Source organism: Vreelandella andesensis, from assembly GCF_003989795.1.
In the GTDB taxonomy this organism is placed as follows: Bacteria; Pseudomonadota; Gammaproteobacteria; order Pseudomonadales; family Halomonadaceae; genus Vreelandella; species Vreelandella andesensis.
On record NZ_RZHG01000015.1, the window covers coordinates 31,938 to 55,794 of the forward strand.

Here is a 23,857-nt window from a genome sequence, read left to right on the forward strand (position 1 = left end):
CAAACAAATGTTCTCCTTCTAACACCATCCTATTCCAACGGAGCCTGCCATGAACCGTCAGCGCCTGCTGATTATCGCCCTGCTGCTACTGGCCGTGCTCGGCTTTTACCTAAGCGGCGCCCACACGTTTTTCACCTTGGAAACCTTGCAAGCCTATCGCAGCGACTTTCAGGCGGCGTTCAATCAATCCCCTTGGCGGGTTGCGGGCATATTTTTTATTGTTTATGTGGCGATCACTTCACTCTCCCTTCCGGGTGCCACCCTACTAACACTGCTTGGCGGTATGCTTTTTGGCTTAGGTTGGGGGGTGTTGATTATCTCTTTTGCCAGTACCATCGGCGCAACCTTGGCCTTTTTACTGTCGCGTTTTTTATTCCAAAAACCGATTGAAAAACGCTTTCCACGCCAGTTCGCCGCGGTAAATCGAGGTGTCGAACGCGATGGCGCTCTGTATCTCTTCACAATGCGTTTAGTCCCGGCATTTCCGTTTTTTATGATCAATCTGGTCATGGGTCTAACACAAATTAAAACCACCACCTTTTACTGGGTAAGCCAAGTCGCCATGTTTCCCGGCACGGCTATTTATGTCAATGCGGGCGGGCAGCTAGGTGATCTGGAGAGCCTTGCAGGCATTCTTTCACCGACACTTATCGCATCGTTTGTCATGCTGGCCATATTCCCCTGGATCGCCCGACGGATTGTGTCACTAGTACAAAGGCGTAAGGCTTATAAAGGCTTCACTCGGCCTGCCCATTTTGATTACGACATCGTGGTCATTGGCGGCGGCTCCGCCGGGCTGGTCACCAGCTATATTGGCAGTGCCGTGAAAGCCAAAGTGGCCCTGGTGGAAAAACACAAAATGGGCGGTGACTGCCTGAATACCGGCTGCGTCCCCTCCAAAGCCCTGATTCGCGCCGCACACGCAGCCCATGAAGTGCGCACAGCATCGCGCTTTGGCGTCAACACCAGCGAGCCTGAGATCGACTTCACCAAGGTGATGAGCCACGTCCACCAGGCCATTACCGACATTGAGCCCCACGACAGTGTCGAGCGCTATTCTAGTCTCGGCGTTGAGGTCTATCAGGATCACGCCACGTTGATTTCCCCCTGGGAAATAAAAGTCGGTGAGAAAACCCTCACCGCCCGCCACATCGTGCTGGCCACCGGCGCCCGCCCCCGTGTGCCAACGCTACCGGGCATTGAACACGCGCCGGTACTCACCTCGGAAAATTTATGGTCGCTCACCGAACTGCCTAAGCGCCTGGTGGTGCTGGGTGGCGGTGCCATTGGTTGCGAGCTCAGCCAAAGCTTTGCCCGCCTGGGTAGTCAGGTCACCCTGGTGGAAGGTGCGCCTCAACTGCTGGGCCGTGAAGATCAAGACGTCGGCGACTACGTGGAACGCGTGCTCACCCGGGAAGGGGTTAGCGTGATGAGCGGTGCCAAGGCGGTGGAGGTCACTCAAGATGATCAGCAACATCAACTGGTCGTTGAGCACAACGGCGAACGCGCCACGCTTAGCTTCGATTACTTGCTGGTCAGCGTTGGGCGGCAAGCCAACGTTGAAGGAATGGGCTTGGAAGCGTTAGGCATTACCACTACCAACGCTGGCACTCTAGACCTCAATGAGCGCCTGCAGACCCGCCTCCCCAACATCTGGGCCTGCGGCGACCTGGCGGGCCCTTATCAGCTCACCCACGCCGCTGCCCATCAGGCGTGGCACGCCGCCGTGAACGCGCTGTTTGGTGAGTTAAAAAGCTTCGCGGTGGACTACCGCTTTATGCCCGCAGTCGTCTATCTTCAGCCGGAAGTTGCCCGGGTCGGACTCAACGAAAAAGAGGCCACCGCCAAAGGGGTGGCGTTTGAAGTTACCCACTACGCCATGAGCGAGAGCGACCGCGCCATTGCCGAAGGCGCCACCGAAGGCTTTATCAAGGTGCTCACCGTGCCCGGTAAAGACAAAATTCTGGGTGCTACCATCGTGGCGCAAAACGCAGGCGAGTGGCTCGGCGAATTCACCCTGGCCATGAAGCACGGACTGGGGCTCAATAAGATTCTGGGCACTATTCATCCTTACCCAACGTTGGGGGAAGCCGCCAAGGCTACCGCTGGCGTGTGGAAAAACGCCCACAAGCCGGAACGGATTCTTGCGCTATTGGAACGCTACTTCCGCTGGCGGCGTGGCACGGAAAAATGATGCCTCCCATGAAAAATCTCGTGTTAATTGGCGCGGGTCATGCCCATGCATTCGTGTTAGAAGCCTTTGCCCAGCGCCCCGATCCGGCTATCGCTGTTATTGTCGTCAGCGACAGTGCCCTGTCGGCCTATTCTGGCAGCGTGCCGGCGTGGCTGGCAGGGGAATGCACACTGCGTGAAACGCAAATTGATGTGGCCGCGCTAGCTCAACAGGCAGGCGCTCGTTTAATCACCTCACCTGCCGTGGCCATCGATACCTCTACGCGCCAGATAACACTTGCTAACGGCGAAGTGGTCCACTTTGATGTGGCTTCATTTAACGTGGGCTCTACGCTCAAGTTGCCCGAACAGCCGCTTCCCGAAACCCATGACGAACAGAGCCCTTATTTGTTGGCGATGCGACCGTTAAGCTCACTTCACCACCGCTGGCAAACACTAAGAGATAACGTCGAACAGCTTCCCCGAGGCTCTCGCCAGCGGGTGGTTAGCGTAGGCGGCGGCGCAGCAGGCTGTGAAACCTTGATGAGTGTGTTGGTGCAGCTTCGTCAACAACGTTCAGACATTACTTGGCAAGGCGCGCTAATCAGCGCATCAACCACGCTACTACCCGACGCAGGTCGCCTGCCCCGCTGGTTAACGCAACGTGCACTGCGCCGGGCAGGCATTACCGTCCTTCACAGCGTGCGCGGGGAAGCATTGGTTAATGGTGGCGTACATACCTCTGAAGGCGAACTCATCGAAGCGGATATTGTACTGTGGGCAACCGGTGCCGTTGGACAACCCTGGCTGCAAGGCACAGCACTGCCGCTGAATCAGCAGGGATTTATCCAGGTAAATAACACACTGGAGGTAGCGGGCCAACCGGGGCTGTTCGCTGCTGGAGACTGTGCCGCTTTCAACCCACCACAGCACTCTTCTCCACTACCCAAGGCCGGCGTTTATGCGGTACGCATGGGGCCGCTGCTCGCCGACAACCTGCGCGCTGCCTGCCACAGGGAACCGTTAGCCACTTGGCAGCCACCCAAGCGCGTGCTAGCACTGATCGGCACTGGCGACGGCCATGCGATTGCTAGCAGAGGTGCCATCGGCTTTTCAGGCCGTTGGGTATGGGAGTGGAAAAAGCGGATTGATGCGCGCTTTATTGCCCGCTTCAATCCGCCTTTTGAGAGTTAACACTCAGGTCAGCCGTTGATCAGTTAGCTTCGCGCCAGCCACCCAAAACCCGACTATCTGGGCCGAAGAATACCAGTCGGTCGTGATCAATTAAGAACCGGTAGGCGGTGTCGAGCATATCCGTCACCCGCTTAGCGTCTTCCATATTGGGGCAAGCCATGCGTGTCGAGGCCAACTGACTAAACTCGATGCGTTGGTTTTCCCCTAGATTCACATTGCCGGTAAAGCGGTTACAACCATCCGAGCCGCTTACGCTGCCGTCGCGTCCAATTTGAAAGAACGGCGTATCAGGTAACGACACCCGCTCATCGGTACCTACTAGCAGTAAATTCCAACGCTGATCGACTATTGGCCCTGACAGCGACACGCTTTCCGGCGCTGCCGTGCTCTCTTGCTCTGGTGCACTGCTACACGCGCTGATGAATAGCGCGGTAGCAACACCGGCTAACATTGCTCCAAATTTGACCGTCACTGTCTCATGCTCCTTGTTGACAAATCACCAGCTTCCACTGTTTTCCATTGACGCCCATGGCTCCTGAGAGGGCAGCGCATCGCCTTTTTGCAGTAGCTCAACAGAAATACCATCGGGCGACTTCACAAACGCCATGTGCCCATCCCGCGGTGGGCGGTTAATGGTCACGCCGTTATCTTGAAGCTTTTTGCATAGCGCGTAAATATCGTCGACACGATAGGCCAAATGGCCGAAGTTGCGCCCACCGGCGACCTCTTCATGGTCCCAGTTATAGGTCAACTCAAGTTCTGGCGCCGTTAAGCGTTCAGAGCGCGCTTCATCTTCCGGCGCGGCCAGAAAGACCAGGGTAAAACGGCCTTTTTCGTTTTCTTTACGACGCACTTCTTTAAGCCCCAACAGGTCGCAGTAAAAATTCAGCGACGCTTTCAGGTCGGTTACCCGTACCATGGTGTGCAAAAACTGCATGTCATTCTCCCTTCAGCATTACTGGGTGTATTCGCTAAAAATAGCCGGGGGGCTGTCGTTGCGGGTCCAACTGAGAACGGCGTAATCATCAACTCGGCCTGTTTCCATCCCCGGAGAGCCATGAGGCATGCCCGGCACCGTTAGCCCAACCACATCGGGCTGCTCATCCAGTAAGCGCTTAATATCTGAAGCGGGCACATGACCTTCAATCACATAGCCCTCTACGACCGCCGTGTGACAGGAAGCGAGTTCAGGCGGAACGCCGTTGGCCATTTTAATGGACCGCACATTGCCATCGCGATGATGATTAACATCAAACCCGGCTTCTTCGAGGTGGCTCACCCACGCGCCGCAACACCCGCAGTTGGGGTCACTGTGCACATCAATAGTAGGCGTTGCCAAAGCGTTGAGCGAATACGCAGCAAGAAGACTGACTGCCAGACGCTTAATTAGACGATTTTGTGACATTTAAAAATCCTCTTAACGTATCTGTATAATAATACATAATTTGCTGAGAATTTGGGGGCCACCCCAAGGAGATATTCGTGGACTCAATTACACAAGCTGCCCTTGGGGCCGCCATCGGCGGTGCAGTGCTGGGCAAACGACTGGGCCGGAAAGCCGTGCTTGTTGGTGCGCTGCTCGGCACGTTACCCGACCTAGACGTAGTGCTCGACTATGGCGATGCCGTCGCCAATGTGACAGAGCACCGCGGTTTTAGCCACTCGCTGTTTGTGCTGACCGGCTTAGCCACAGCGCTGGCACTGCTGTGCAATCGTTTCGCGCCTGCTCGTGATATATCCCTGGGAAGATGGTGGTGCTTTTTTGCGCTCATTTTAATCACTCACCCGCTACTGGATTCCTTAACCACTTATGGCACTCAGTTGCTCTGGCCGCTAGATAGGCCACCTGCAGCGTGGCCTATTGTGTTCATTATCGACCCTTTTTACACCCTGCCACTACTGGTTGCGCTGATTATCGCTGTTGCTACTAAAAAAGTGTTTAGAGCTTGTACCGTTGGATTAGCGGTATCGGGTCTATATTTACTGCTGGCGGCAGGCGCGAAATGGAGCGTTGAGCAACGCTTAGCGCCGGCATTAGCCGATGCTGGCTTGCAGGCAGCGCCCGTGTTGATTCAACCAACACCGTTTAATATTGCACTGTGGCGCGCCACCGTTATTGACGGAGATCGCTACTTTGAAAGTTTGATTAGCGTATTTGATGGTCAGCGCGAGCCAGCGCTTGAACCTATAAAGCGTAATGTCGCACTTGAAGAAAGTGCGTTAGCTGGACCGCTAGGGCAGCGGTTAGTGTGGTTTGCTGGTCCGTTTCTACGTTATGACATCCAGTGGATTGATGATCAGGAAACCTTGATCGCCACCGATATTCGTCTCGGTTTTCCAGGATTTCATCCGTTCAGTTTTACCCTGGCGACGCGGGACGGAGATCGTTGGCGTCCGGTAGACATTAGTGAAGAATTAGACACTTCCCGCAGCCTTCAATTTACGACGCTGTCTAGACTCGCCGCTAGAGCGACCGGAAATGTTGCGGCGCTATGTGCTAGCGATTTTATTGAATCTCACTGGCGTGCCGAGCCCTTCCAATACCGATGCTGATACGCCAGTGGATTAAAAAAGGGCGCAGCGGTTAGGGAGCGATACCCTGGCCGCAGCCTTTGTACTGTTCGCCGCCAATTGTCAGCGTAACGCGGGCAGGATAAGGCTGTCCTTTCATGTCATCGAAACAGGCGCCCGCTTCAATTCGAACACGGAAAAACTGCTCGGCGTTGGCATTTTCAATCACAACACGGCCTGCGTCGTTATCCATAACACTTACCATATAGGGCATGGTCTGCGTCTCGCTGCCGTAGGCGGTTGTCCAGGTCATCATCGGTGCGTCATGGGCGAGCTCAATCGACCAGCCTGGCTCATTACCGCGCCCCAGGAACATCACACCAGGATGGTCTGCACGGGTCGCGGCTAGTCGACGCTGCCCCTGCTGACATTGAAGCTGACCACGCGGTGTTTCCACTTGCGCCTTATCACCGCGGTTCCAAAAGCTGATCTCGCCATCTTGATAGCGCGCACCACTTGCCACTATTGCCTCTGGTAAACGCCACGCGCCGTGCAGTGACCAGAGACGCAGGTTATCGTCGTTCACTGCGGTCACCAAGTTTTGGTTTGCAGGTTGGCACTCCCAAGCGTCAAAGTGTGCCGCGCTACCAGGAAACAAGACAGCCGGCAGTAACGGTGCACTACTGTGTACGGTGGTTTTAGACTTTCCAGCAGCATCAGTAGGTGTTGTCCCTGTCGTTGCACAGCCCGCTAGCGCAATCGTGCCCGCAATCAGCGCCATTAAACCGGTTAACCGATTAGGTAAGTAAGTCATGCGTCCCGCTCCCTGTTGTCATCACTGTTGTTACCGCTAATGCTGTCTTAACGACGCTTAAATGCTTTCAAATCCTGCGGATCAAAACCATCAACCTGGGCTGGCAGTCCCAGCTCTTCGCGTTTTAACTTTATCTGCATTTTTTCAGCCAGGCGCTCTGAGTCATCATCGGTTGTACGGCCATTGAGCTCAGCAAGCTGCGTCATGCCTTGATGGTAAAACGTCACTATATCCAACGCTACACGATTACCTTCTTCTACGCCGCGTCGAAGCGGTTGCAGATAGCCACTGATATGGGAAAGGTGATGTTTGAGCTGCCATACGTAGCGCATTTCAGTCATCCAGGGACGATCTTTAAGCACCGCAAACAGCGCACTGGTAGCCAACAAGCCAAGGAATACCCCTAACCCGTTGAGCCATAAGCTGCTGCCAAAGGCAGACGTTAAAAGCATCGAGAACAGTAAACCAAAGACAATTAATTGCCCTGCCATGGCAATACTGATCATCCGCGCCTTACGCTGGTAGCTACTGGGGTTATGCTGCTCAAGGGTAAAGACCATGGCCAACCTCATCATCAAAAGTAGTCCCTTATGATACGGGGCTGGCCAGGGCAAACAAGAGGTCATCAAGTGCGGTTATCAAGTACTGCTATCCAGCACAGCCATCAAGGGCGCTCAAACAGTGCTGCTTAACTCATTCGCTCAGCGGCAGTTTTTAGCAATCGTTCGGTCGTTTCCCAGCTCACACAGGCATCGGTCACCGATACGCCGTAGCGCATCGCGTTGGGCGACAGCGCTTGCTTACCTTCAAACAAGTAGCTTTCGAGCATTAACGCCACTAAGTTGGCATCGCCAGCTTTACGCTGCGCCAACACGTCGAGCATCACTTCGCTTTGGCGTCGATGATCTTTTCGTGCATTAGCATGGCTGCAATCGACCATTAAACGTGGGTTCTGCTTGGCTTCACGTAAGGCATTCACGGCTGCTCGTACATGATGTGCTTGATAGTTTGGCTCGCCGTGACCGCCCCGCAGCACTACGTGAGTATTTGGGTTGCCAGCAGTTTCCTGCATAATCGGGCGCCCTTCATTATCCATTGCGAAACGCTGGTGGGAATGAGCGGCTGCCTGCATGGCATCAATGGCGACCTGAACGTCACCGCTGGTGGCATTCTTGAACCCCACCGCTGCCGCAAGATCACTTGCTAGCTCACGGTGTAACTGCGACTCGGTCGTTCGAGCACCGATAGCGACCCAGCTCAGCAAATCATCTAAATAGGGTGCTAACATTGGCTGTAAAAGCTCTGTGGCCACCGGCAAGCCCCGCGAGGCAACCGCGTGCATTAGCTTTCTTGAGAGAGTAATACCCGTTGACATATTGCCACTACCATCCAGCGCGGGATCATATGCCAACCCCTTCCAACCCACCGTGGTGCGCGGCTTTTCAACGTAAACACGCATGACCGGTAGCAGTTGCCCGCTAACTTCCTCGCTGAGGGCAGCTAGCCGGTCGGCATACTCCAATGCCGCCTTTGGATCGTCGACGGAACAAGGGCCGACAACCACTAATAAACGCTTATCCTGACCGTTCAGAATACGCTGAACCGCCTGGCGCTGATGGGCAATTTGCTCACCCAGCTGGCCATTGATAGCGACATTGCGGCGTAGCTCTGCCGGTAAAGGCAACGGCTGGGATGAGTTCAAGGAATCGTTCATTGGTGACGCTAAGTTTTTTGACAACGTCGTGCAAGCAGGACTGACATGGGCGTTCATAACTCAACTCTCCGAAAGCGTGTAGCATCGTGACAACAGCACCTTGCCACCCTGGCTTGCACGATCGGAGGTGGCAGCTTGCACCGACCGCGCGTCGCTAAATCGCCAGCCATAGCCATAACCGATATAGTTGGCGAGCAAATTAGCGAGAGAGTTTGCGCGGTACATCATGATGCAGCTCCTTGATGAAATTCCTGTAAAATCTGGGTAGTTAAACTAAATAAACGGTTAAAACGAAAGAAGCCTCGGTTGGGCTACCAACCGAGGCTTCTTTGCATGCGGCAGGCAACCTAATCGGTGTGCCTGTTGACGCGACGCTACTGGCCGGCCAAGGGCACACCGCGGCTAAACCAATAGGCAGCATAAACAAACGCAAACACCCGGGCACCGATAAATGATAGCGGCTTAGCTTGTATTGGCTTAGCTTGTGTTGGATGAGTGCATTGTGCTGCGTGCATGGCGATATCCTGATTGACTGCGTTTACTCGAAAGCAATAAAGACTAACTATTCAATCCTGCCTGCATACGGAGAAAATGGCAACTATCAGCCGCCAAACGCTTGTATCCAACCAATCGTTGCGGGCAGTGCACTCATGCTCACCAGGACCACAACGCCGAGCACAATAGAAAGTAAACCTGATTCGTCTTTGAAGTTGTCGTTATGGTGGGCCATGAGAGCCTCCTTTATATCGGTGTCAGTCATCGGCTCACGCCGTGGGTCAGTTATAGGGCGATATTCTAGTGAGGGCGAGGAGCGTAAGCAAATACATCAGAGAACACTCGCTCGCTGCTGATGTCTTTTCGTTCCAGCACATCGATACAGGCATACACCATTCCCGGTGAGCCCGATAGATAAATATCACAGTCGTTGGGTGTCAATGCAGCCCCTGCGAGCTCGCCCTCAAGCGCACTTTCTAGCACCAGGTCAATGCGTCCTTGATGGTGTGAAATACGCTCCCCAGCCGCCAACGGCTCGGTAAGCGGAAACTCTGTGACGGCTTGAAAGGCAACATTTGCATGCTGCTGCGCCCACTCGCAGGCCAAGTCTTCAGCGTAGAGGTCGCGATGCTCGCGATTTGCCCACCAAAGTGAAATAGGTCGAGCGGGCTGCCGCCGCAGTGCCGCTTCTACAATGGCTTTCATCTGTGAAAAACCAGTGCCTGCCGCTATCAGCAGTAGCGGACGCTCGCTTTCAGCATCCAGTACACATTTACCGCTGGGTAAGCGAACGGTCAACTGGTTGGCTACCTGTAATAACTCTCGAAGACGAGCCGAGTTGTCCCGCTCAGGCCAGTGCTGAATGTGCAATTCAATAATGCCATCACCACGCTCAGCGCTGGCAATAGAAAACGGCACCCAGGTGCTATCGTCCAGCTTCAGCTCTAAATACTGACCAGGGGCATGCTGCATGGCTTCGGGCCGCCCTTCTAGGGTCACCCCAAAGACGTCGGGATTTAAATCCTCAACAGCAATTACCTGGCAGGTTAACGTCTTGCAAGTTAACGTGCTTGCACTCATGAAAGCCTCTTTATGAAAAGTCGTTCGACCTGCGCCGCTGAGTTAGCCGTGGCGAGGTGTGGGTAACGGGATGTCGATGCCTAGTTCGTCCCAACGCTCGTCAACGCGCGTCTTTATCGCATCGTCCATCACGATGGGGGTTCCCCACTCTCGATCCGTTTCGCCTGGCCATTTATTGGTGGCGTCGAGCCCCATCTTAGAACCCAGCCCGGACACCGGCGACGCGAAGTCGAGGTAATCAATGGGCGTATTTTCCACCATTACGGTATCACGTGCCGGATCCATACGCGTGGTAATGGCCCACATCACGTCTTCCCAGTTACGCGCATCAACGTCGTCATCCAATACAATGACAAACTTGGTGTACATGAACTGGCGCAAAAAGCTCCAAACGCCCATCATGACCCGCTTGGCGTGACCAGGGTACTGCTTCTTCATGGTCACGACGGCCATCCGATAGGAGCATCCTTCCGGCGGTAGGTAAAAGTCGACGATCTCGGGGAACTGCTTACACAGGATTGGGATAAACACTTCGTTAAGCGCGACGCCTAGAATAGCTGGCTCATCGGGTGGGCGGCCAGTATACGTGGAGTGATATATCGCGTCTCGCCGCATGGTCATCCGCGTAACAGTAAAAACAGGGAAGTGATCGACTTCGTTGTAATAACCGGTGTGATCGCCAAAGGGTCCTTCAGGCGCCATATCGTCGGGGTAAATAAACCCTTCCAGAATTATCTCGGCAGACGCAGGCACTTCCAGGTCAGCGTGTCCGCACTTGACAAGTTCAGTGCGTGAACCGCGAAGAAGCCCAGCAAACGCGTACTCGGAGAGAGAATCAGGTACCGGTGTAACGGCGCCCAAAATCGTTGCAGGATCAGCCCCCAGCGCCACTGCCACAGGAAATGGCTCACCGGGATGCGCTTTTTGAAATTCAAGAAAATCCAGCGCACCGCCGCGATGAGAGAGCCAGCGCATAATCAGGCGGTTTTTAGCAATTTTCTGCTGTCGATAAATGCCGAGGTTTTGGCGCTTTTTGTGCGGGCCTTTGGTAATTACCAACGGCCAGGTCACTAGCGGAGCCGCGTCACCAGGCCAACAGTGCTGGATCGGCAAACACCCTAAGTCAACCTCATCACCTTCAAACGATAGCGCTTGCACAGGGGCACGCTTGACGCTTTTTGGCCCCATACTAAGCACTTGCTTGAAAATCGGCAGCTTATCCCAGGCGTCTTTTAGCCCTTTAGGCGGGTCTGGCTCTTTTAAGAACGCCAGTAGCTTACCCACTTCGCGCAGCGCCTCTACCGACTCTTGCCCCATGCCTAGTGCGACCCGTTTAGGCGTACCAAACAGATTGCCCAACAGCGGCATGCTGTGCCCCTTCACATTCTCAAACAATAATGCAGGGCCGCCGGCACGCAACGTACGGTCGCAAATTTCGGTAATTTCCAGATAAGGGTCAACTTCTGCTTTAATTCGCTTAAGTTCACCCTGCGCTTCAAGCGCCGCAATAAAGTCGCGCAAGTCGTGGTACTTCAAGGCACTCTCCTCAAGGCACTTACCTCGGCTGTCAGGCACTGCAAACGCTGTTGCTTGACCTTATTGAAGCGCCTAGCGGCGCTTCATTGCTTCAAAGAACTCCAGATTCGTCTTGGTATCTTTCAGACGATCAATCAGAAACTCTGTAGCGGCCGTGTCTTCCATCGGGTTTAGCAGCTTGCGAAGAATCCACATGCGCTGCATTTCATCTTCAGACGCCAGCAGATCTTCACGACGGGTACCACTGCGACGAATATTGATCGCGGGGAACACGCGTTTCTCAGCCAACTTGCGGTCAAGATGCGCTTCCATATTACCGGTGCCCTTGAACTCCTCGAAGATAACTTCGTCCATTTTCGAGCCGGTATCGACTAGCGCGGTGGCGATAATCGTCAGGCTACCGCCTTCTTCGATATTACGCGCAGCACCGAAGAAACGTTTTGGCTTCTCAAGTGCATGAGCATCCACACCACCGGTTAGCACTTTACCGGAGCTAGGCACCACGGTGTTATAAGCACGTGCTAGGCGGGTAATAGAGTCGAGAAGAATCACTACGTCTTTTTTGTGTTCTACCAGGCGCTTAGCTTTTTCGATAACCATTTCGGCCACCTGCACGTGGCGGGCGGGCGGTTCATCGAAGGTAGAGGCAACCACTTCGCCACGCACGGTGCGTGACATTTCGGTCACTTCCTCGGGGCGCTCGTCAATTAGCAATACGATCAAATGGCACTCAGGATTATTGCGCGTAATTGACGTCGCAATATTCTGTAGCATCAGTGTCTTACCCGCTTTTGGCGGCGACACCAATAGACCACGCTGACCTTTACCAATCGGCGCTGTTAGATCAATGATGCGGGCGGTGAGATCCTCAGTGGAGCCATTGCCGATCTCCATGCGCATCCGGTCATCCGGAAACAGCGGCGTTAAGTTCTCAAAGAGAATCTTATGCTTGGCATTTTCCGGACGATCAAAGTTGATCTGGCTAACTTTGAGCAGGGCAAAGTAGCGCTCACCTTCTTTGGGCGGGCGGATTTTGCCAGAGATGGAGTCGCCTTTACGCAGGTTAAAACGACGGATCTGAGACGGCGATACGTAGATATCATCCGGCCCAGCGAGGTACGAGCTGTCGGCGCTACGCAGGAAGCCGAAGCCATCCTGAAGGATTTCCAGCACACCGTCGCCATAAATGTCCTCTCCGCTTTTTGCATGCTTTTTGAGGATGGCGAAAATGATGTCCTGCTTGCGCGAACGGGCTAGGTTGTCGATACCCATCTCGCGGGCGATATCGAGCAGCTCGGGAACGGTTTTTTGCTTGAGTTCAGTGAGATTCATCGGTGTGTTAGAAAATTGCTCATGGAAGCTGGGCGACAAGCGCCGGGAGTAAGATAGGAGGCGTGGCCTAAATAGTAGGGCAAAGCGCCGAGTGATGCGTTCAGAACCCATCTAGGCACACGCTCAGATACTGAAAGCTAGACAGTCTTGAGGTAAATGCCAATAAAAGAGTATCGGCATAAATGACTGCTTAGCGTGAGGGTGCTAATAAACTAGTTAATCTGATCGGCACAGAAAATGCTGTTTCAGCGGGTTATCTGACGACTTGGACATCTGGCTGATGCCATTTGGATACGTACTGCTCGGGGTGCCCGAGTGATACGCCTGTATAATAGGCAAATACGTTAACTCGGATCAAGCCAGTAACCCGATGGTAGTCAAGGCCCACGATAAACGCAAGCCTTTGACAATTGACAATGCTAATGGGGCACCGCAACCTTGGCATAGTCACTAGTAAGGAAAGCCCATGCCCAAGGAAATTTCGCTCTCTCAAACCGCACCGTCGGTTGAACCAGATAACACCGAACCGCGGCGTTTAGCCGCCATCGACCTGGGTTCCAATAGCTTCCATCTGTTGGTTGCCAATTATCAACACGAGCGCCTTCAAGTCGTTGCCAGAATGGGTGAAAAAGTTCAGTTAGCCGCAGGGCTAGACGAGAACGGCTATTTAAGCGAAGCAGCAATGCAGCGTGCATTGGATTGCCTGGGGCGCTTCGCACCGTTTCTTACCGGCATTGAGGATGCCCATCTTCGCATTGTCGGTACCAATGCGTTACGCGATGCCCATAACAGTCAAACGTTTATCGAACGCGCCGAGGCGCAGCTTGGTCACGCTATCGAAATAATTGCTGGCCGCGAAGAGGCCCGTCTTATTTATTTAGGCGCTGCCCATGCGCTGGCCGAAAGTGGTCGCCGCTTAATTGTTGATATTGGTGGCGGGTCGACAGAATTTATTATTGGCGAAGCCTTTGAGCCCAGAGCGCTTGAGAGTTTACGCATGGGCTGCGTCACCTTCAGCAGCCGCTTTTTTCCTGATGGCGAACTTGGCGAAAAGCGCATGCGTCGCGCTGAGCTAGCCGCCCTTTCAGAGCTGGCCAATATTCAGCGGCCCTATCAGCGCCTTGGTTGGGATGACCCTGTGGGCTCCAGCGGAACGATTAAAGCGGCCGCTAGCGTGCTATTCGCTTACGGTGATTCGCCTCAGGAAGGCGTCATCACCCGTAGCGGGCTGAAAAAACTGCGCGAGCGCTTACTAAAATGCAAACAGCTGGATAAAGTTGAGCTAGATGGTCTAAAGCCTGACCGGGCTAAAGTCTTTCCGGCAGGTATCGCCATTTTAAACGCCATCTTTGAAGCCTTTAATCTTTCCCAAATGCGCTTTGCAGATGGCGCCCTGCGCGAAGGCGTACTCTATGACATGACGGGGCGGAATAGCCCAGAAGATACTCGCTCTAAAAGTTTGGATGCATTAAAGCGGATTTATGATGTTGATTCCCGGCAGGCAGAAAATGTCGCAGACACCGCCCTTCATCTATTTAATAACGTAAAAAAAGCCTGGGGACTAACCCAGGAACAAGGCCACTACCTTGTTTGGGCAAGTCATGTCCATGAAATTGGCTTGGCTATTTCTCATAGTCAATTCCATCGCCACGGTGCCTACTTACTAGAGCATTCCGATTTGGCTGGCTTTTCACGCCCAGAGCAGCGCTTGCTGGCATTTTTAGTGCGCTCCCATCGACGCAAGTTTCCAACTAAAGAGTGGCAGTCACTCCCCGCTTCGCACCAGGAAGGTTGTGCCAAGCTTGCTCGCTTGCTGCGCCTTGCTGTGCTGCTTAATCACTCGCGGTCCGAAAACGTTTCTCCGATACCAGTGATTAGCGCCAAAGGTCAGGCGCTTACGATGACACTACCTGCTAGCGATGAACCGACGCTATTAAGTACCGATATGGAGCAAGAACAGGCGTATATGACAGCAGCTGGGTTTACGTTTTCGGTTTTGTAGGGCTAAGAACAACCCCTTCAGCCTGACACAATACGTCGGTAGGTGGTCGGATAACCCCCAGACATAAATCACCCTCCATCACGACAATCAAACGCTCACGTTCCCAGGGCGGTTCTCCCCGCTCTTGGAGCAAGCGTTTAATATCGCGCCGTCCGCGCTCTTTTAGCGCAATCACCTCACCACCGCGTCGCCATCGCAGGGTTACGCGGCGAGGTGGTAGCAGTGAGATGTCTAGCCTGCCCAAGGGCGTTGTTTGCCCTGAAGCTCCCTCCCATTCGACTTCCCAATTAGGCAACGTTTTAAGCGGCGGCATAAGATAAAGACAGCGCCGCCAAATCCGCGCATCGGCCCCTGGCCATACAATGTTCACTTGGGCGTCGTTCTTGGCATCTAGCTGTGCAAGCAAGCTTTCGAGACGTTTTTGAGTGGGCGCCGGGAGACCTAGCTGACCACAAAGCGTACGAACGAGCAGTCGCTGGTGCGGCAAGGAACGCTGACCAAGCAACGCAGCATCTATACAGTGCTCTCCTCGCATCAGCGTTGCCAGTTCTTCCACGGCATAGGCCTCCAACAGTTGATCTGCCTCTCCGGCATGCTGGGCACTGTTGGCAAGGGCACGTGCTGCCCCAGGCCAACGAAGCTGTAGAGCAGGCATCACCTGATGACGTAAACGGTTGCGGTCGAACGCAATGTCGCGGTTTGTTGGGTCTTCGCACCAGTTTATTGATAGCTCATGCGCTGCCTCTGCCAGCGTTTGCCTACTGACATTTAGCCAGGGGCGCAGCAGAGTAAGCCCTTGCCACTCGCGGCGAAAAGGCATGCCTGCCAAGCCACGCACGCCACTGCCGCGAAGCGCCGCCAACAACAACGTCTCCGCTTGATCATCTTGGTGCTGGGCTAGCCATAGCGTATCGCCACTGGGAATATGCCTTGTGAATGCTTGATAACGCGCTCGCCGCGCTGCGCCCTCGACACCCTCGCCCTGAGTATCCACAGCAACGTTTGCCGTCACTAGCGATATATCAAGCGCATTACACAGCACCAAACAATGCGCTTCAAACTCGCAGGCGGCGGCTTGTAAGCCGTGGTTAATATGAATTGCCCGCAGCGGGCGACCCGCATCTCGGCAAACCTGAGCGGCCAACGTCACTAGCAGTGAGGAGTCTAACCCGCCAGAAAGCGCTACCCAAATAGTACGCCCTGGCGGGGTCTCCGCCAGGGCGTCACTGAGCAAACGTAACAGCGGTTTAAGCGGCTGAAGCGCCATAGCTCATCAACCGCTTATAGCGGCGTTCCAACAGCGCATCGCTATCAAAGCGTTGCAAACGCTCCAGACTGTTGGTCAATGTCTCTTTAACGCGCTTAGCTGTGTCTAGCGGATGACGGTGCGCACCACCCGATGGCTCTTTAATCAGTTCATCAACAAAACCAAGCTCTTTAAGGCGCTCAGCCGTGATACCCATGGCTTGGGCGGCATCAGATGCTTTTTCAGCACTCTTCCAAAGAATAGACGCACAGCCTTCCGGAGAAATGACCGAATAAGTGGAGTACTGCAGCATATGTAGCTCATCACACACACCGATGGCCAGTGCGCCACCAGAGCCACCTTCGCCGACAACGGTGGAGATAATTGGCGTTTTCAGACGCGACATCACCGCTAAGTTATAGGCAATGGCTTCCGACTGACCTCGCTCTTCCGCATCAATTCCCGGATAAGCACCAGGTGTATCGATAAACGTTAAAACAGGCATTTTGAAGCGCTCAGCCATTTCCATTAAGCGACAGGCTTTACGATAGCCTTCAGGACGTGGCATACCGAAGTTGCGGCGCACCTTCTCTTTAACATCGCGACCTTTTTGATGACCAATGACCATCACCGGCTGATCATTCAGGCGAGCCACTCCGCCAACCAGGGCCGCATCATCAGCAAAGTTACGGTCGCCGTGAAGCTCGTCAAAGTCAGTGAAAATATGCTCAAGATAATCTAGCGTATAAGGACGCTGCGGATGGCGGGATATCTGGGAAACCTGCCAGGGCGTTAAGTCCTTAAAGATCGATTCGGTTAACTTACGGCTCTTCTCTTCTAGCCGCGAGATCTCATCAGAGAGGTTCAACTGGCTATCGGAGTTGACTAAACGCAGCTCCTCAATCTTTGCCTGAAGCTCGGCAATGGGTTGTTCAAAATCGAGATAGTTTGGATTCATCGGCTCTGCCTGTAAGCTGCCTATAAAAAAAAGAAGCCTTGTCGAAACGGGCATATATAAGGAGCATTATCGCACCCTGAACCTGCCACGCAAGGCAGTCCCCTTTTCAATTAGCGTGCCGCACCGCCATTTAGCGTTCAATCTGGCGGTGGCACGCACGTTTATAGTGTTTGTTAGCGATAGCGTAACTTTACGCCGACCTGCCCTTGCACATCACGAAGGGCTAGCAACAGATCGTCGCTGGGAGCTACCTTCCATTCATCAGCCAACGCTAGCCATCCAACCGCTTCTGAGTGGCGATACTGCAGCCGCACCGGCAACCCGCCGCTATCGCGGTAAGGGTTAAGACTCTCGCGCAGATTATCGACTAAACGTCCGTTGATCTGTTCAGCATCCAGCGCCAGCTCCACCGCCTCGCCATAGCGTATTCGCGCGGTCACCATTGGAGTAACGTCTTTACCCCGCAAGCGCAGGCCACCGGAAAAGTCGTCGTTGGATACTTCCCCTTCCACGATAATCACTTGGTCAGACTCGATTTGGCCGCGCAGTTGGTCAAATAGTTCACCAAACAGCGAAGCCTCGATGCGCCCAGTACGATCATCCAGCGTGATAAACGCCATTGTATCGCCACGTTTAGATTTCATGGTGCGCATGGCCACCACCAAACCAGCCACCCGCTGAGGCTCACGAGAGGCCTTCAAATCACTAATGCGGGTAGAAACAAAACGCTTCAGCTCTCGTTCATACTCATCAATGGGATGACCTGTCAGATAGAGGCCTAGCGTATCTTTTTCCCCAGAAAGACGCTCACGATCCGTCCATTCACGGACACCCAGGTACTCGGCGTAAGGATCTGTCTCTTCCTCTTCCGCCGTAAATGCATCGCCAAACATATCCAGCATACCCAGATTTTGGTTGGCGTGATTTTGAGCAGCTGCTTTCAAAGCATCTTCCATCGCGGCCTTAAGCACCGCCCTATTCGGGCCTAGATTATCCAGCGCGCCGGAGCGAATAAGCGCTTCCAAAGTACGCTTATTCATCCGCTTTGAATCAATACGGCGACAAAAATCGAAAAGGTCTTTAAATGGGCCGTCCGTGTTGCGGGCTTCGACAATCGCGCCAATTGGGCCTTCACCTACACCACGAATGGCACCCAGGCCGTAAACCACGCGCCCCTCTTTATCAACGGTGAACTTATATCCACCGACATTAACATCCGGCGGTGTCACCGTCAGTTTGAGGTGGCGGCATTCCTCAATCAGCGGCACGACCTTATCCAGGTTATCCATTTCCGTCGACATCACGGCGGCCATAAACGGGCCAGGATAGTGCGTTTTCAACCAAGCGGTTTGATAAGACACCAAGGCGTAAGCGGCAGAGTGCGACTTGTTAAAACCGTAGCCGGCGAATTTCTCTACAAGATCAAAGATATTACCGGCGAGGTCTTTATCAATACCATTGGCGGCACACCCTTCCATAAAGCCTGAACGCTGTTTAGCCATCTCTTCAGGCTTTTTCTTACCCATAGCGCGGCGCAGCATGTCTGCCTGCCCCAGTGAATAACCGGCCATTACCTGAGCAATCTGCATGACCTGCTCTTGGTACAAGATAATGCCGTAGGTTGGGCTTAGTACCGGTTTTAACAGGTCATGTTGATAATCTGGGTGTGGGTAAGAGACCTCAGCACGGCCATGCTTACGATTGATAAAGTCATCAACCATGCCCGACTGTAGCGGGCCCGGGCGAAACAGGGCGACTAGGGCGATCATATCGTCGAGGGAATCGGGCAGCAGGCGCTTAATCAGCTCCTTCATACCCCGGGATTCCAGCTGGAAAACGGCGGTCGTTTCCGCTCGCTTAAGCATCTCAAACGTTTTGCTGTCATCTAACGGAATAGCGTCGATATTAAGTGGCGCTTGACCGTTTACTCCCCGCACTTTATCGACCATTTCCAGCGCCCAGTCGATAATTGTTAGCGTCCGTAAGCCCAGAAAATCGAACTTCACTAGCCCAGCATCTTCAATGTCGTTTTTATCAAACTGCACCACGAGGCCAGAGCCATCTTCATCACATAGCAGCGGCGCGAAATCTGTCAGTTTGGTAGGCGCAATGACTACCCCCCCCGCGTGTTTACCGGTACCGCGTGTGGTGCCTTCCAGCTTAAGGGCCATTTCCCAGATTTCTTCGGCCTCTTCATCGTTGCTAATAAACTCTTTCAGTGCTGATTCTTGCTCAATCGCTTTAGCAAGCGTCATACCCACTTCAAACGGAATTAACTTAGAGAGTTTATCGCCCAACGAGTAAGGCCGCCCCTGGGCGCGTGCCACATCGCGCACCACCGCTTTAGCGGCCATTGTGCCAAAGGTGACGATCTGAGATACCGCGTTTCGGCCATAGCGATTAGCCACATACTCAATCACCTTGTCACGCTTTTCCATGCAAAAGTCGACGTCAAAGTCGGGCATAGAGACACGTTCAGGGTTCAGAAAGCGCTCGAAAAGTAAGTCGTAGCCAATGGGGTCAAGGTCAGTGATTTTTTGCACGTACGCCACTAACGAGCCCGCACCAGAACCACGCCCAGGGCCTACTGGCACGTTGTTATCCTTGGCCCACTGGATAAAGTCCATCACGATCAGGAAGTAGCCAGGAAACCCCATCTGGATGATAACGTTCAGTTCAAACTCAAGCCGATCACGGTAGCGCTGATCAATCTCGCGATACGCGTCGCTATCGCGGGGGTACTGTTCAGCAGGGAACAGAAAATCTAACCGTTCGGTGAGACCGTCGTGGGAAACGTTGCGAAAGAACTCATCCTGGGTCATTCCCTCAGGAATTTCGAACTCAGGTAGGAAGATTTCGCCCAACCGCACGTCAACGCTACACCGCTCGGCAATCATGACGCTGTTTTCAAGCGCTTCAGGAATATCAGCAAACAGCGCTGCCATTTCCTCAGGGCTTTTTAGGTACTGCTCTTCGGTATAGCGTTGCTCACGGCGCGGGTCATCCAGGGCCTTGCCTTCACCGATGGCAACGCGGGTTTCATGCGCCCAGAAATCTTCCCGCTCCAAAAAACGCACGTCATTGGTCGCGACCACTGGGGTATTCGATTCAATCGCCAGCGTCACACTTGCGTGAACACAGTCCTCTTCAAGCGCGCGTCCGGTGCGGATTAGCTCAAGATAAAAGCGGTCTGGAAAAGCGCGTTGCCACTCTTCTAACAACCCCCGAGCCTCGCGCTCATGCTCTGACAGCAAGTGGCGGCCAATCTCGCCTTCACGCCCACCCGATAGCGCAATCAACCCTTCGCTTTGCGCCAACACCCACTGTTTGTCCAGAATAGCCCGCCCTTGGCGCTGGCCGTCAGTCCATCCTTTAGAAATCAGTTCGGTGAGGTTGCGGTATCCGACCTCGTTCATCGCCAGCAGCGTAATGCGATAAGGATGGGCCTCATCATGGGGATTATACAGCCACAAATCGCTGCCAATGATGGGTTTAAGACCCGCGCCCTGGGCTGCTTTGTAGAATTTAACCAGGCCAAACAGGTTGGCTTCATCGGTTAAGGCCAGCGCAGGCATCCCGCGTTCAGCGGTGGTGCTGACCAGTGACTTGAGTTTTACCAAGCCATCAACCAGGGAGTATTCACTGTGCAAACGTAGATGAACGAACGGAACCGTCATGGGACTCTCAGCAACAAGGCTAGATAAATAGAAAAAAGCTTACAGCAGCGCTAACTGACGCTGAACCGGTGCAAAGCTCCGGCGGTGTTCGACAAGCGGCCCGTAGGCAGACAGTGCCGCCAAGTGTTCTTTAGTTGGATACCCTTTGTGGCGGGCAAAGCCATAATCAGGATAGCGCAGATCCAACTCGGCCATCTGTGCATCACGCGCCACCTTGGCCAAAATTGACGCAGCGGCGATAGCCGGATGGCGGGCATCGCCTTTCACCACCGCTTGCCCAGGAAGCTCGTGGCCAGGCAGCCGATTACCATCTATCAACAAATATTCGGCCGCTGGTGCCAACGCATCAATCGCACGCCGCATAGCAAGATGGGTGGCATGGTAAATATTTAACTGGTCAACTTCAGCTGCACTGGCTTCGGCCACAGCAAAGGCTAACGCTCGTTCGCGGATTTGCACATCTAACGCTTCGCGTTTTTTCGCGGTGAGTTTTTTTGAATCCGTAAGCCCCTCAATAGGTCGGCTAGGATCAAGAATCACCGCCGATGCGACCACACTACCGATCAGTGGCCCACGTCCAACTTCGTCTACGCCGGCTAATAAGTCGCCTCGATAGCCAACAACCAAAGGAGGATAGTCAGTCGACTTACCGGCCATGGTTACTCCCTTCTTGGTCAGCGATATCTTCGATGCTATCCAACGGCTGACCCGCTACCAGCGAGGTAATTGCCTGTGCGGCCCGCTGGCTGGCATTGCGCTGTAGCGCAAGGTGCATATCGGCAAAACGCGCTTCCAGGGCGTTGCGTTCTTGGGCATTGTTAAGCATTTCGTCAAGCCGATCAGCGATCGCTTCTGGTGACGCGGCGTCTTGAATCAGCTCTGGCACGATGCTCTCTTGGGCGATCAAATTAGGCAGTGAAATCCACTCGGTTTTTACCAACCGCTTTGCCAGCCAGTGGGTCATCGGTGCCATTTTGTAAGCCACTAGCATTGAACGATGGCATAGCATGGCCTCTAGCGCAGCGGTGCCCGAGGCAAGCAGCACAGCATCACTGGCAACCATCGCCTCCCGGGCTTGGCCTTCCAAGAGCATGACCCGCTTACTTAACGTGGGGTAGTTTGCCAGAAGCTGGCTGATTTCTTGATAACGCTGATGGGTAGCAGCAGGAATGACAACATGCAGCGATTCATTACGCTGGCAGAGCAACTCAGCAGCGCGCAAAAACGTGTCACCAAGAAAGCGTATTTCATTGCCCCGCGAGCCAGGCAACATTGCCAAAACGGGTACTTGAACAGGCAGTGCAAGCGCTTGGCGAGTCGCCTGGCGATCATTCTCAAGCGGTAATTCATCCGCCAATGGATGGCCCACAAAAGCGACCGGCACTTGGTGGTGATGGTAAAAGTCAGCCTCAAAAGGCAGTAGCGTCAACATACCATCGACCGCCTTGGCGATCTTTTTTACACGCCCCTGCCGCCATGCCCACACCGAAGGGCTGACATAGTGGGCGGTTTTTAGTCCGGCAGCACGTAGCTGCTTTTCAAGGCCAATATTGAAGTCTGGCGCGTCGATGCCGATCATAATATCAGGCTGCCACGCCAGCGCCTCTTCACGCAGAGTACGGCGCACGCGAATGAGCTCAGGCAGGTGTTTTATGACCTCAACGAGGCCCATCACCGATAACGTTTCAAGGGGAAAGCGGCTTGACAGCCCATTTGCTTCCATACGAGGGCCGCCCAGCCCACGAAATTCTATTCCTGGATAACGAAGCGTCAGCTCGCGCATCAATCCTGCTCCGAGGATATCACCGGAGAGTTCGCCTGCAACAATGTAGACGCGCTGAAGTGTCATGGGGACGGGGGGAGTAGTGGCATTTGAATCCATCGTTGATGTCGACTAGACATCAACGTCATTAGCGGACGATACCGCGCGTTGACCGCTCAATAGAGTCGGCGAACGTGGTGACTTCTGGCAGGTCGAACCGGCTGCGCATTTCGCTAACCGCTTGCTCAACAGTTAACCCTTGGCGGTATACCAGCTTGTAGGCGCTGCTTAACGCATTAATCGCGTCACGGCTAAAACCACGGCGCTTCAAGCCAACAAGGTTAAGGCCTCGCGCTTCAGCGGGGTTGCCATTGATCATTACAAAAGCGGGCGTGTCTTTGGTAATAATCGACCCACCGCCGGCCATCGCATGCTCGCCAAAGTGGCAAAACTGATGAACAGCTGCGAGGCCGCCAAGAATCGCGTGATCGCCTAAAACAACATGGCCTGCCAGAGTAACTTGGTTGGCTAAAATACAGTCATTGCCAACCACACAGTCATGACCTACATGAACATATGCCATAAATAAGTTGCGCGAACCAATGGTGGTTTCACCGCGATCTTGCACGGTGCCACGATGGAGGGTAACGCCTTCACGAACAACGTTATCATCCCCCATTACCAACCGTGTTGGCTCGCCTGCGTATTTTTTGTCTTGGCAGTCTTCTCCTACCGAAGCAAACTGAAAAATTCGCGTACGCTCACCTAGAACGGTAGGCCCTTTAATAACCACGTGCGGGCCTATCACAGAACCAGCGCCAATCGTGACCTCTGGCCCAATAACACTAAATGGGCCAACCTCAACATCGTCAGCGAGTTGCGCTTTGGCGTCAACCAGTGCAGTAGGATGTATCAAGCCACCTTCCTCTCAGCACAAATAATTTCCGCCTCGCAAGCTAATTCGTCGTTAACCGTGGCACGACAAGCGAACTTCCAAATGCCACGTTTTCCACGGATAACATTGGCTTCTAACACTAACTGGTCGCCCGGCATCACAGGGCGTTTGAAGCGGACATTGTCACTTCCTACCAAATAGTAAACATAGCCGTCGGCGGGCAGTTTATTGACCGTTTTAAAGCCCAAGATACCGCACACCTGAGCTAGCGCCTCTAACACTAAAACACCCGGCATAATGGGATGGTGCGGAAAATGGCCATTAAAGAACGGCTCGTTAATACTGACATTTTTGTACGCAACGATGGATTCTCCCACGGTTAATTGCGTCACTCGATCCACCAGCAAAAATGGGTAGCGGTGAGGCAAGTATTCGCGAATTTCGTTAATATCCATAACCATCGTAACGA

At 53.7% G+C, this 23,857-nt stretch carries 22 protein-coding genes; 4 read left to right on the forward strand and 18 right to left on the reverse strand.

Translation table 11 applies throughout. The annotated features are described in order from the left end of the window. Positions 1-49: 49 nt before the first annotated feature. A complete protein-coding gene (locus ELY33_RS07475) occupies positions 50-2,194 on the forward strand; it encodes an FAD-dependent oxidoreductase (protein ID WP_126946233.1) in 2,145 nt (714 codons plus the stop codon). Continuing rightward, positions 2,194-3,366: an FAD-dependent oxidoreductase gene (locus tag ELY33_RS07480; RefSeq protein WP_244208581.1), complete on the forward strand. Its 1,173-nt coding sequence runs from the start codon at positions 2,194-2,196 to the stop codon at positions 3,364-3,366. The genes ELY33_RS07475 and ELY33_RS07480 overlap by 1 nt, the downstream gene beginning before the upstream one ends. 19 nt (positions 3,367-3,385) lie before the next feature. Here ELY33_RS07480 and ELY33_RS07485 read toward each other — a convergent pair whose 3' ends face one another. From ELY33_RS07485 to ELY33_RS07495, 3 genes are read right to left on the reverse strand one after another with little or no spacing between them, the layout of a single operon-like run. Continuing rightward, positions 3,386-3,817 (reverse strand): META domain-containing protein, encoded by a 432-nt coding sequence (locus ELY33_RS07485; protein ID WP_167470062.1) that lies wholly within the window; start codon positions 3,815-3,817, stop codon positions 3,386-3,388. A 45-nt stretch (positions 3,818-3,862) separates the two neighbouring features. After that, positions 3,863-4,303 (reverse strand): lactoylglutathione lyase, encoded by a 441-nt coding sequence (gloA, locus tag ELY33_RS07490; RefSeq protein WP_126946242.1) that lies wholly within the window; start codon positions 4,301-4,303, stop codon positions 3,863-3,865. Between the two features lie 18 nt (positions 4,304-4,321). Further along, the gene (locus ELY33_RS07495) at positions 4,322-4,771 is read right to left on the reverse strand and encodes a DUF411 domain-containing protein (RefSeq protein ID WP_126946245.1); all 450 of its coding nucleotides are present in this window, start codon (positions 4,769-4,771) and stop codon (positions 4,322-4,324) included. A 77-nt stretch (positions 4,772-4,848) separates the two neighbouring features. Here ELY33_RS07495 and ELY33_RS07500 point away from each other — a divergent pair, with 77 nt between their 5' ends. Continuing rightward, complete coding sequence (locus ELY33_RS07500; RefSeq protein ID WP_126946248.1) at positions 4,849-5,919, forward strand: metal-dependent hydrolase; 1,071 nt, start codon at positions 4,849-4,851, stop codon at positions 5,917-5,919. Between the two features lie 31 nt (positions 5,920-5,950). Here the strand turns inward: ELY33_RS07500 and ELY33_RS07505 are convergent, their stop codons facing one another. From ELY33_RS07505 to rho, 8 genes are all read right to left on the reverse strand, one after another. Further along, complete coding sequence (locus ELY33_RS07505; protein WP_126946251.1) at positions 5,951-6,691, reverse strand: MliC family protein; 741 nt, start codon at positions 6,689-6,691, stop codon at positions 5,951-5,953. Between the two features lie 47 nt (positions 6,692-6,738). Then, entirely contained in the window at positions 6,739-7,251 is a 513-nt protein-coding gene (locus tag ELY33_RS07510; protein WP_126946254.1) for a DUF3087 family protein, read from the reverse strand. Between the two features lie 128 nt (positions 7,252-7,379). Next, the gene (locus ELY33_RS07515; protein ID WP_126946257.1) at positions 7,380-8,462 is read right to left on the reverse strand and encodes a 3-deoxy-7-phosphoheptulonate synthase; all 1,083 of its coding nucleotides are present in this window, start codon (positions 8,460-8,462) and stop codon (positions 7,380-7,382) included. A gap of 3 nt (positions 8,463-8,465) precedes the next feature. Then, positions 8,466-8,633 (reverse strand): hypothetical protein, encoded by a 168-nt coding sequence (locus ELY33_RS17830; RefSeq protein ID WP_167470061.1) that lies wholly within the window; start codon positions 8,631-8,633, stop codon positions 8,466-8,468. A 373-nt stretch (positions 8,634-9,006) separates the two neighbouring features. Next, a complete protein-coding gene (locus ELY33_RS18225; protein WP_279629875.1) occupies positions 9,007-9,135 on the reverse strand; it encodes a hypothetical protein in 129 nt (42 codons plus the stop codon). Between the two features lie 65 nt (positions 9,136-9,200). Beyond that, positions 9,201-9,980, reverse strand: coding sequence for an NAD(P)H-flavin reductase (locus ELY33_RS07520; RefSeq protein WP_126946260.1), 780 nt, complete (start codon positions 9,978-9,980; stop codon positions 9,201-9,203). A gap of 42 nt (positions 9,981-10,022) precedes the next feature. Then, positions 10,023-11,516, reverse strand: coding sequence for a 4-hydroxy-3-polyprenylbenzoate decarboxylase (ubiD, locus tag ELY33_RS07525; protein WP_126946263.1), 1,494 nt, complete (start codon positions 11,514-11,516; stop codon positions 10,023-10,025). A 72-nt stretch (positions 11,517-11,588) separates the two neighbouring features. After that, on the reverse strand, positions 11,589-12,848 hold the full coding sequence (rho, locus tag ELY33_RS07530) for a transcription termination factor Rho (protein WP_009724159.1): 1,260 nt from the start codon (positions 12,846-12,848) through the stop codon (positions 11,589-11,591). A gap of 466 nt (positions 12,849-13,314) precedes the next feature. Here rho and ppx point away from each other — a divergent pair, with 466 nt between their 5' ends. Next, on the forward strand, positions 13,315-14,850 hold the full coding sequence (gene ppx, locus ELY33_RS07535) for an exopolyphosphatase (protein WP_126946266.1): 1,536 nt from the start codon (positions 13,315-13,317) through the stop codon (positions 14,848-14,850). On the opposite strand, the gene tilS is transcribed toward ppx, so the two are convergent. From tilS to fabZ, 7 genes are all read right to left on the reverse strand, one after another. Next, positions 14,831-16,117, reverse strand: a complete 1,287-nt coding sequence (gene tilS / locus ELY33_RS07540) for a tRNA lysidine(34) synthetase TilS (RefSeq protein WP_126946269.1) — start codon at positions 16,115-16,117, stop codon at positions 14,831-14,833. The two genes, ppx and tilS, sit on opposite strands and share 20 nt — an antisense overlap. After that, complete coding sequence (locus ELY33_RS07545; protein ID WP_126946272.1) at positions 16,098-17,054, reverse strand: acetyl-CoA carboxylase carboxyltransferase subunit alpha; 957 nt, start codon at positions 17,052-17,054, stop codon at positions 16,098-16,100. Before ELY33_RS07545 ends, tilS begins: the two co-directional genes overlap by 20 nt. A 173-nt stretch (positions 17,055-17,227) precedes the next feature. After that, positions 17,228-20,731, reverse strand: a complete 3,504-nt coding sequence (gene dnaE, locus ELY33_RS07550; protein WP_126946275.1) for a DNA polymerase III subunit alpha — start codon at positions 20,729-20,731, stop codon at positions 17,228-17,230. 39 nt (positions 20,732-20,770) lie between these two features. Next, positions 20,771-21,388 carry a ribonuclease HII gene (gene rnhB / locus ELY33_RS07555; RefSeq protein WP_126946278.1) on the reverse strand — a complete coding sequence of 206 codons (618 nt, stop codon included), beginning with the start codon at positions 21,386-21,388 and terminating at the stop codon, positions 20,771-20,773. Then, positions 21,378-22,580 carry a lipid-A-disaccharide synthase gene (gene lpxB / locus ELY33_RS07560; RefSeq protein ID WP_126946481.1) on the reverse strand — a complete coding sequence of 401 codons (1,203 nt, stop codon included), beginning with the start codon at positions 22,578-22,580 and terminating at the stop codon, positions 21,378-21,380. Before lpxB ends, rnhB begins: the two co-directional genes overlap by 11 nt. Positions 22,581-22,641: 61 nt before the next feature. Continuing rightward, positions 22,642-23,409 carry an acyl-ACP--UDP-N-acetylglucosamine O-acyltransferase gene (gene lpxA / locus ELY33_RS07565; protein ID WP_126946280.1) on the reverse strand — a complete coding sequence of 256 codons (768 nt, stop codon included), beginning with the start codon at positions 23,407-23,409 and terminating at the stop codon, positions 22,642-22,644. Next, complete coding sequence (gene fabZ, locus ELY33_RS07570) at positions 23,406-23,849, reverse strand: 3-hydroxyacyl-ACP dehydratase FabZ (protein ID WP_009724151.1); 444 nt, start codon at positions 23,847-23,849, stop codon at positions 23,406-23,408. Before fabZ ends, lpxA begins: the two co-directional genes overlap by 4 nt. Between the last annotated feature and the right edge of the window lie 8 nt (positions 23,850-23,857).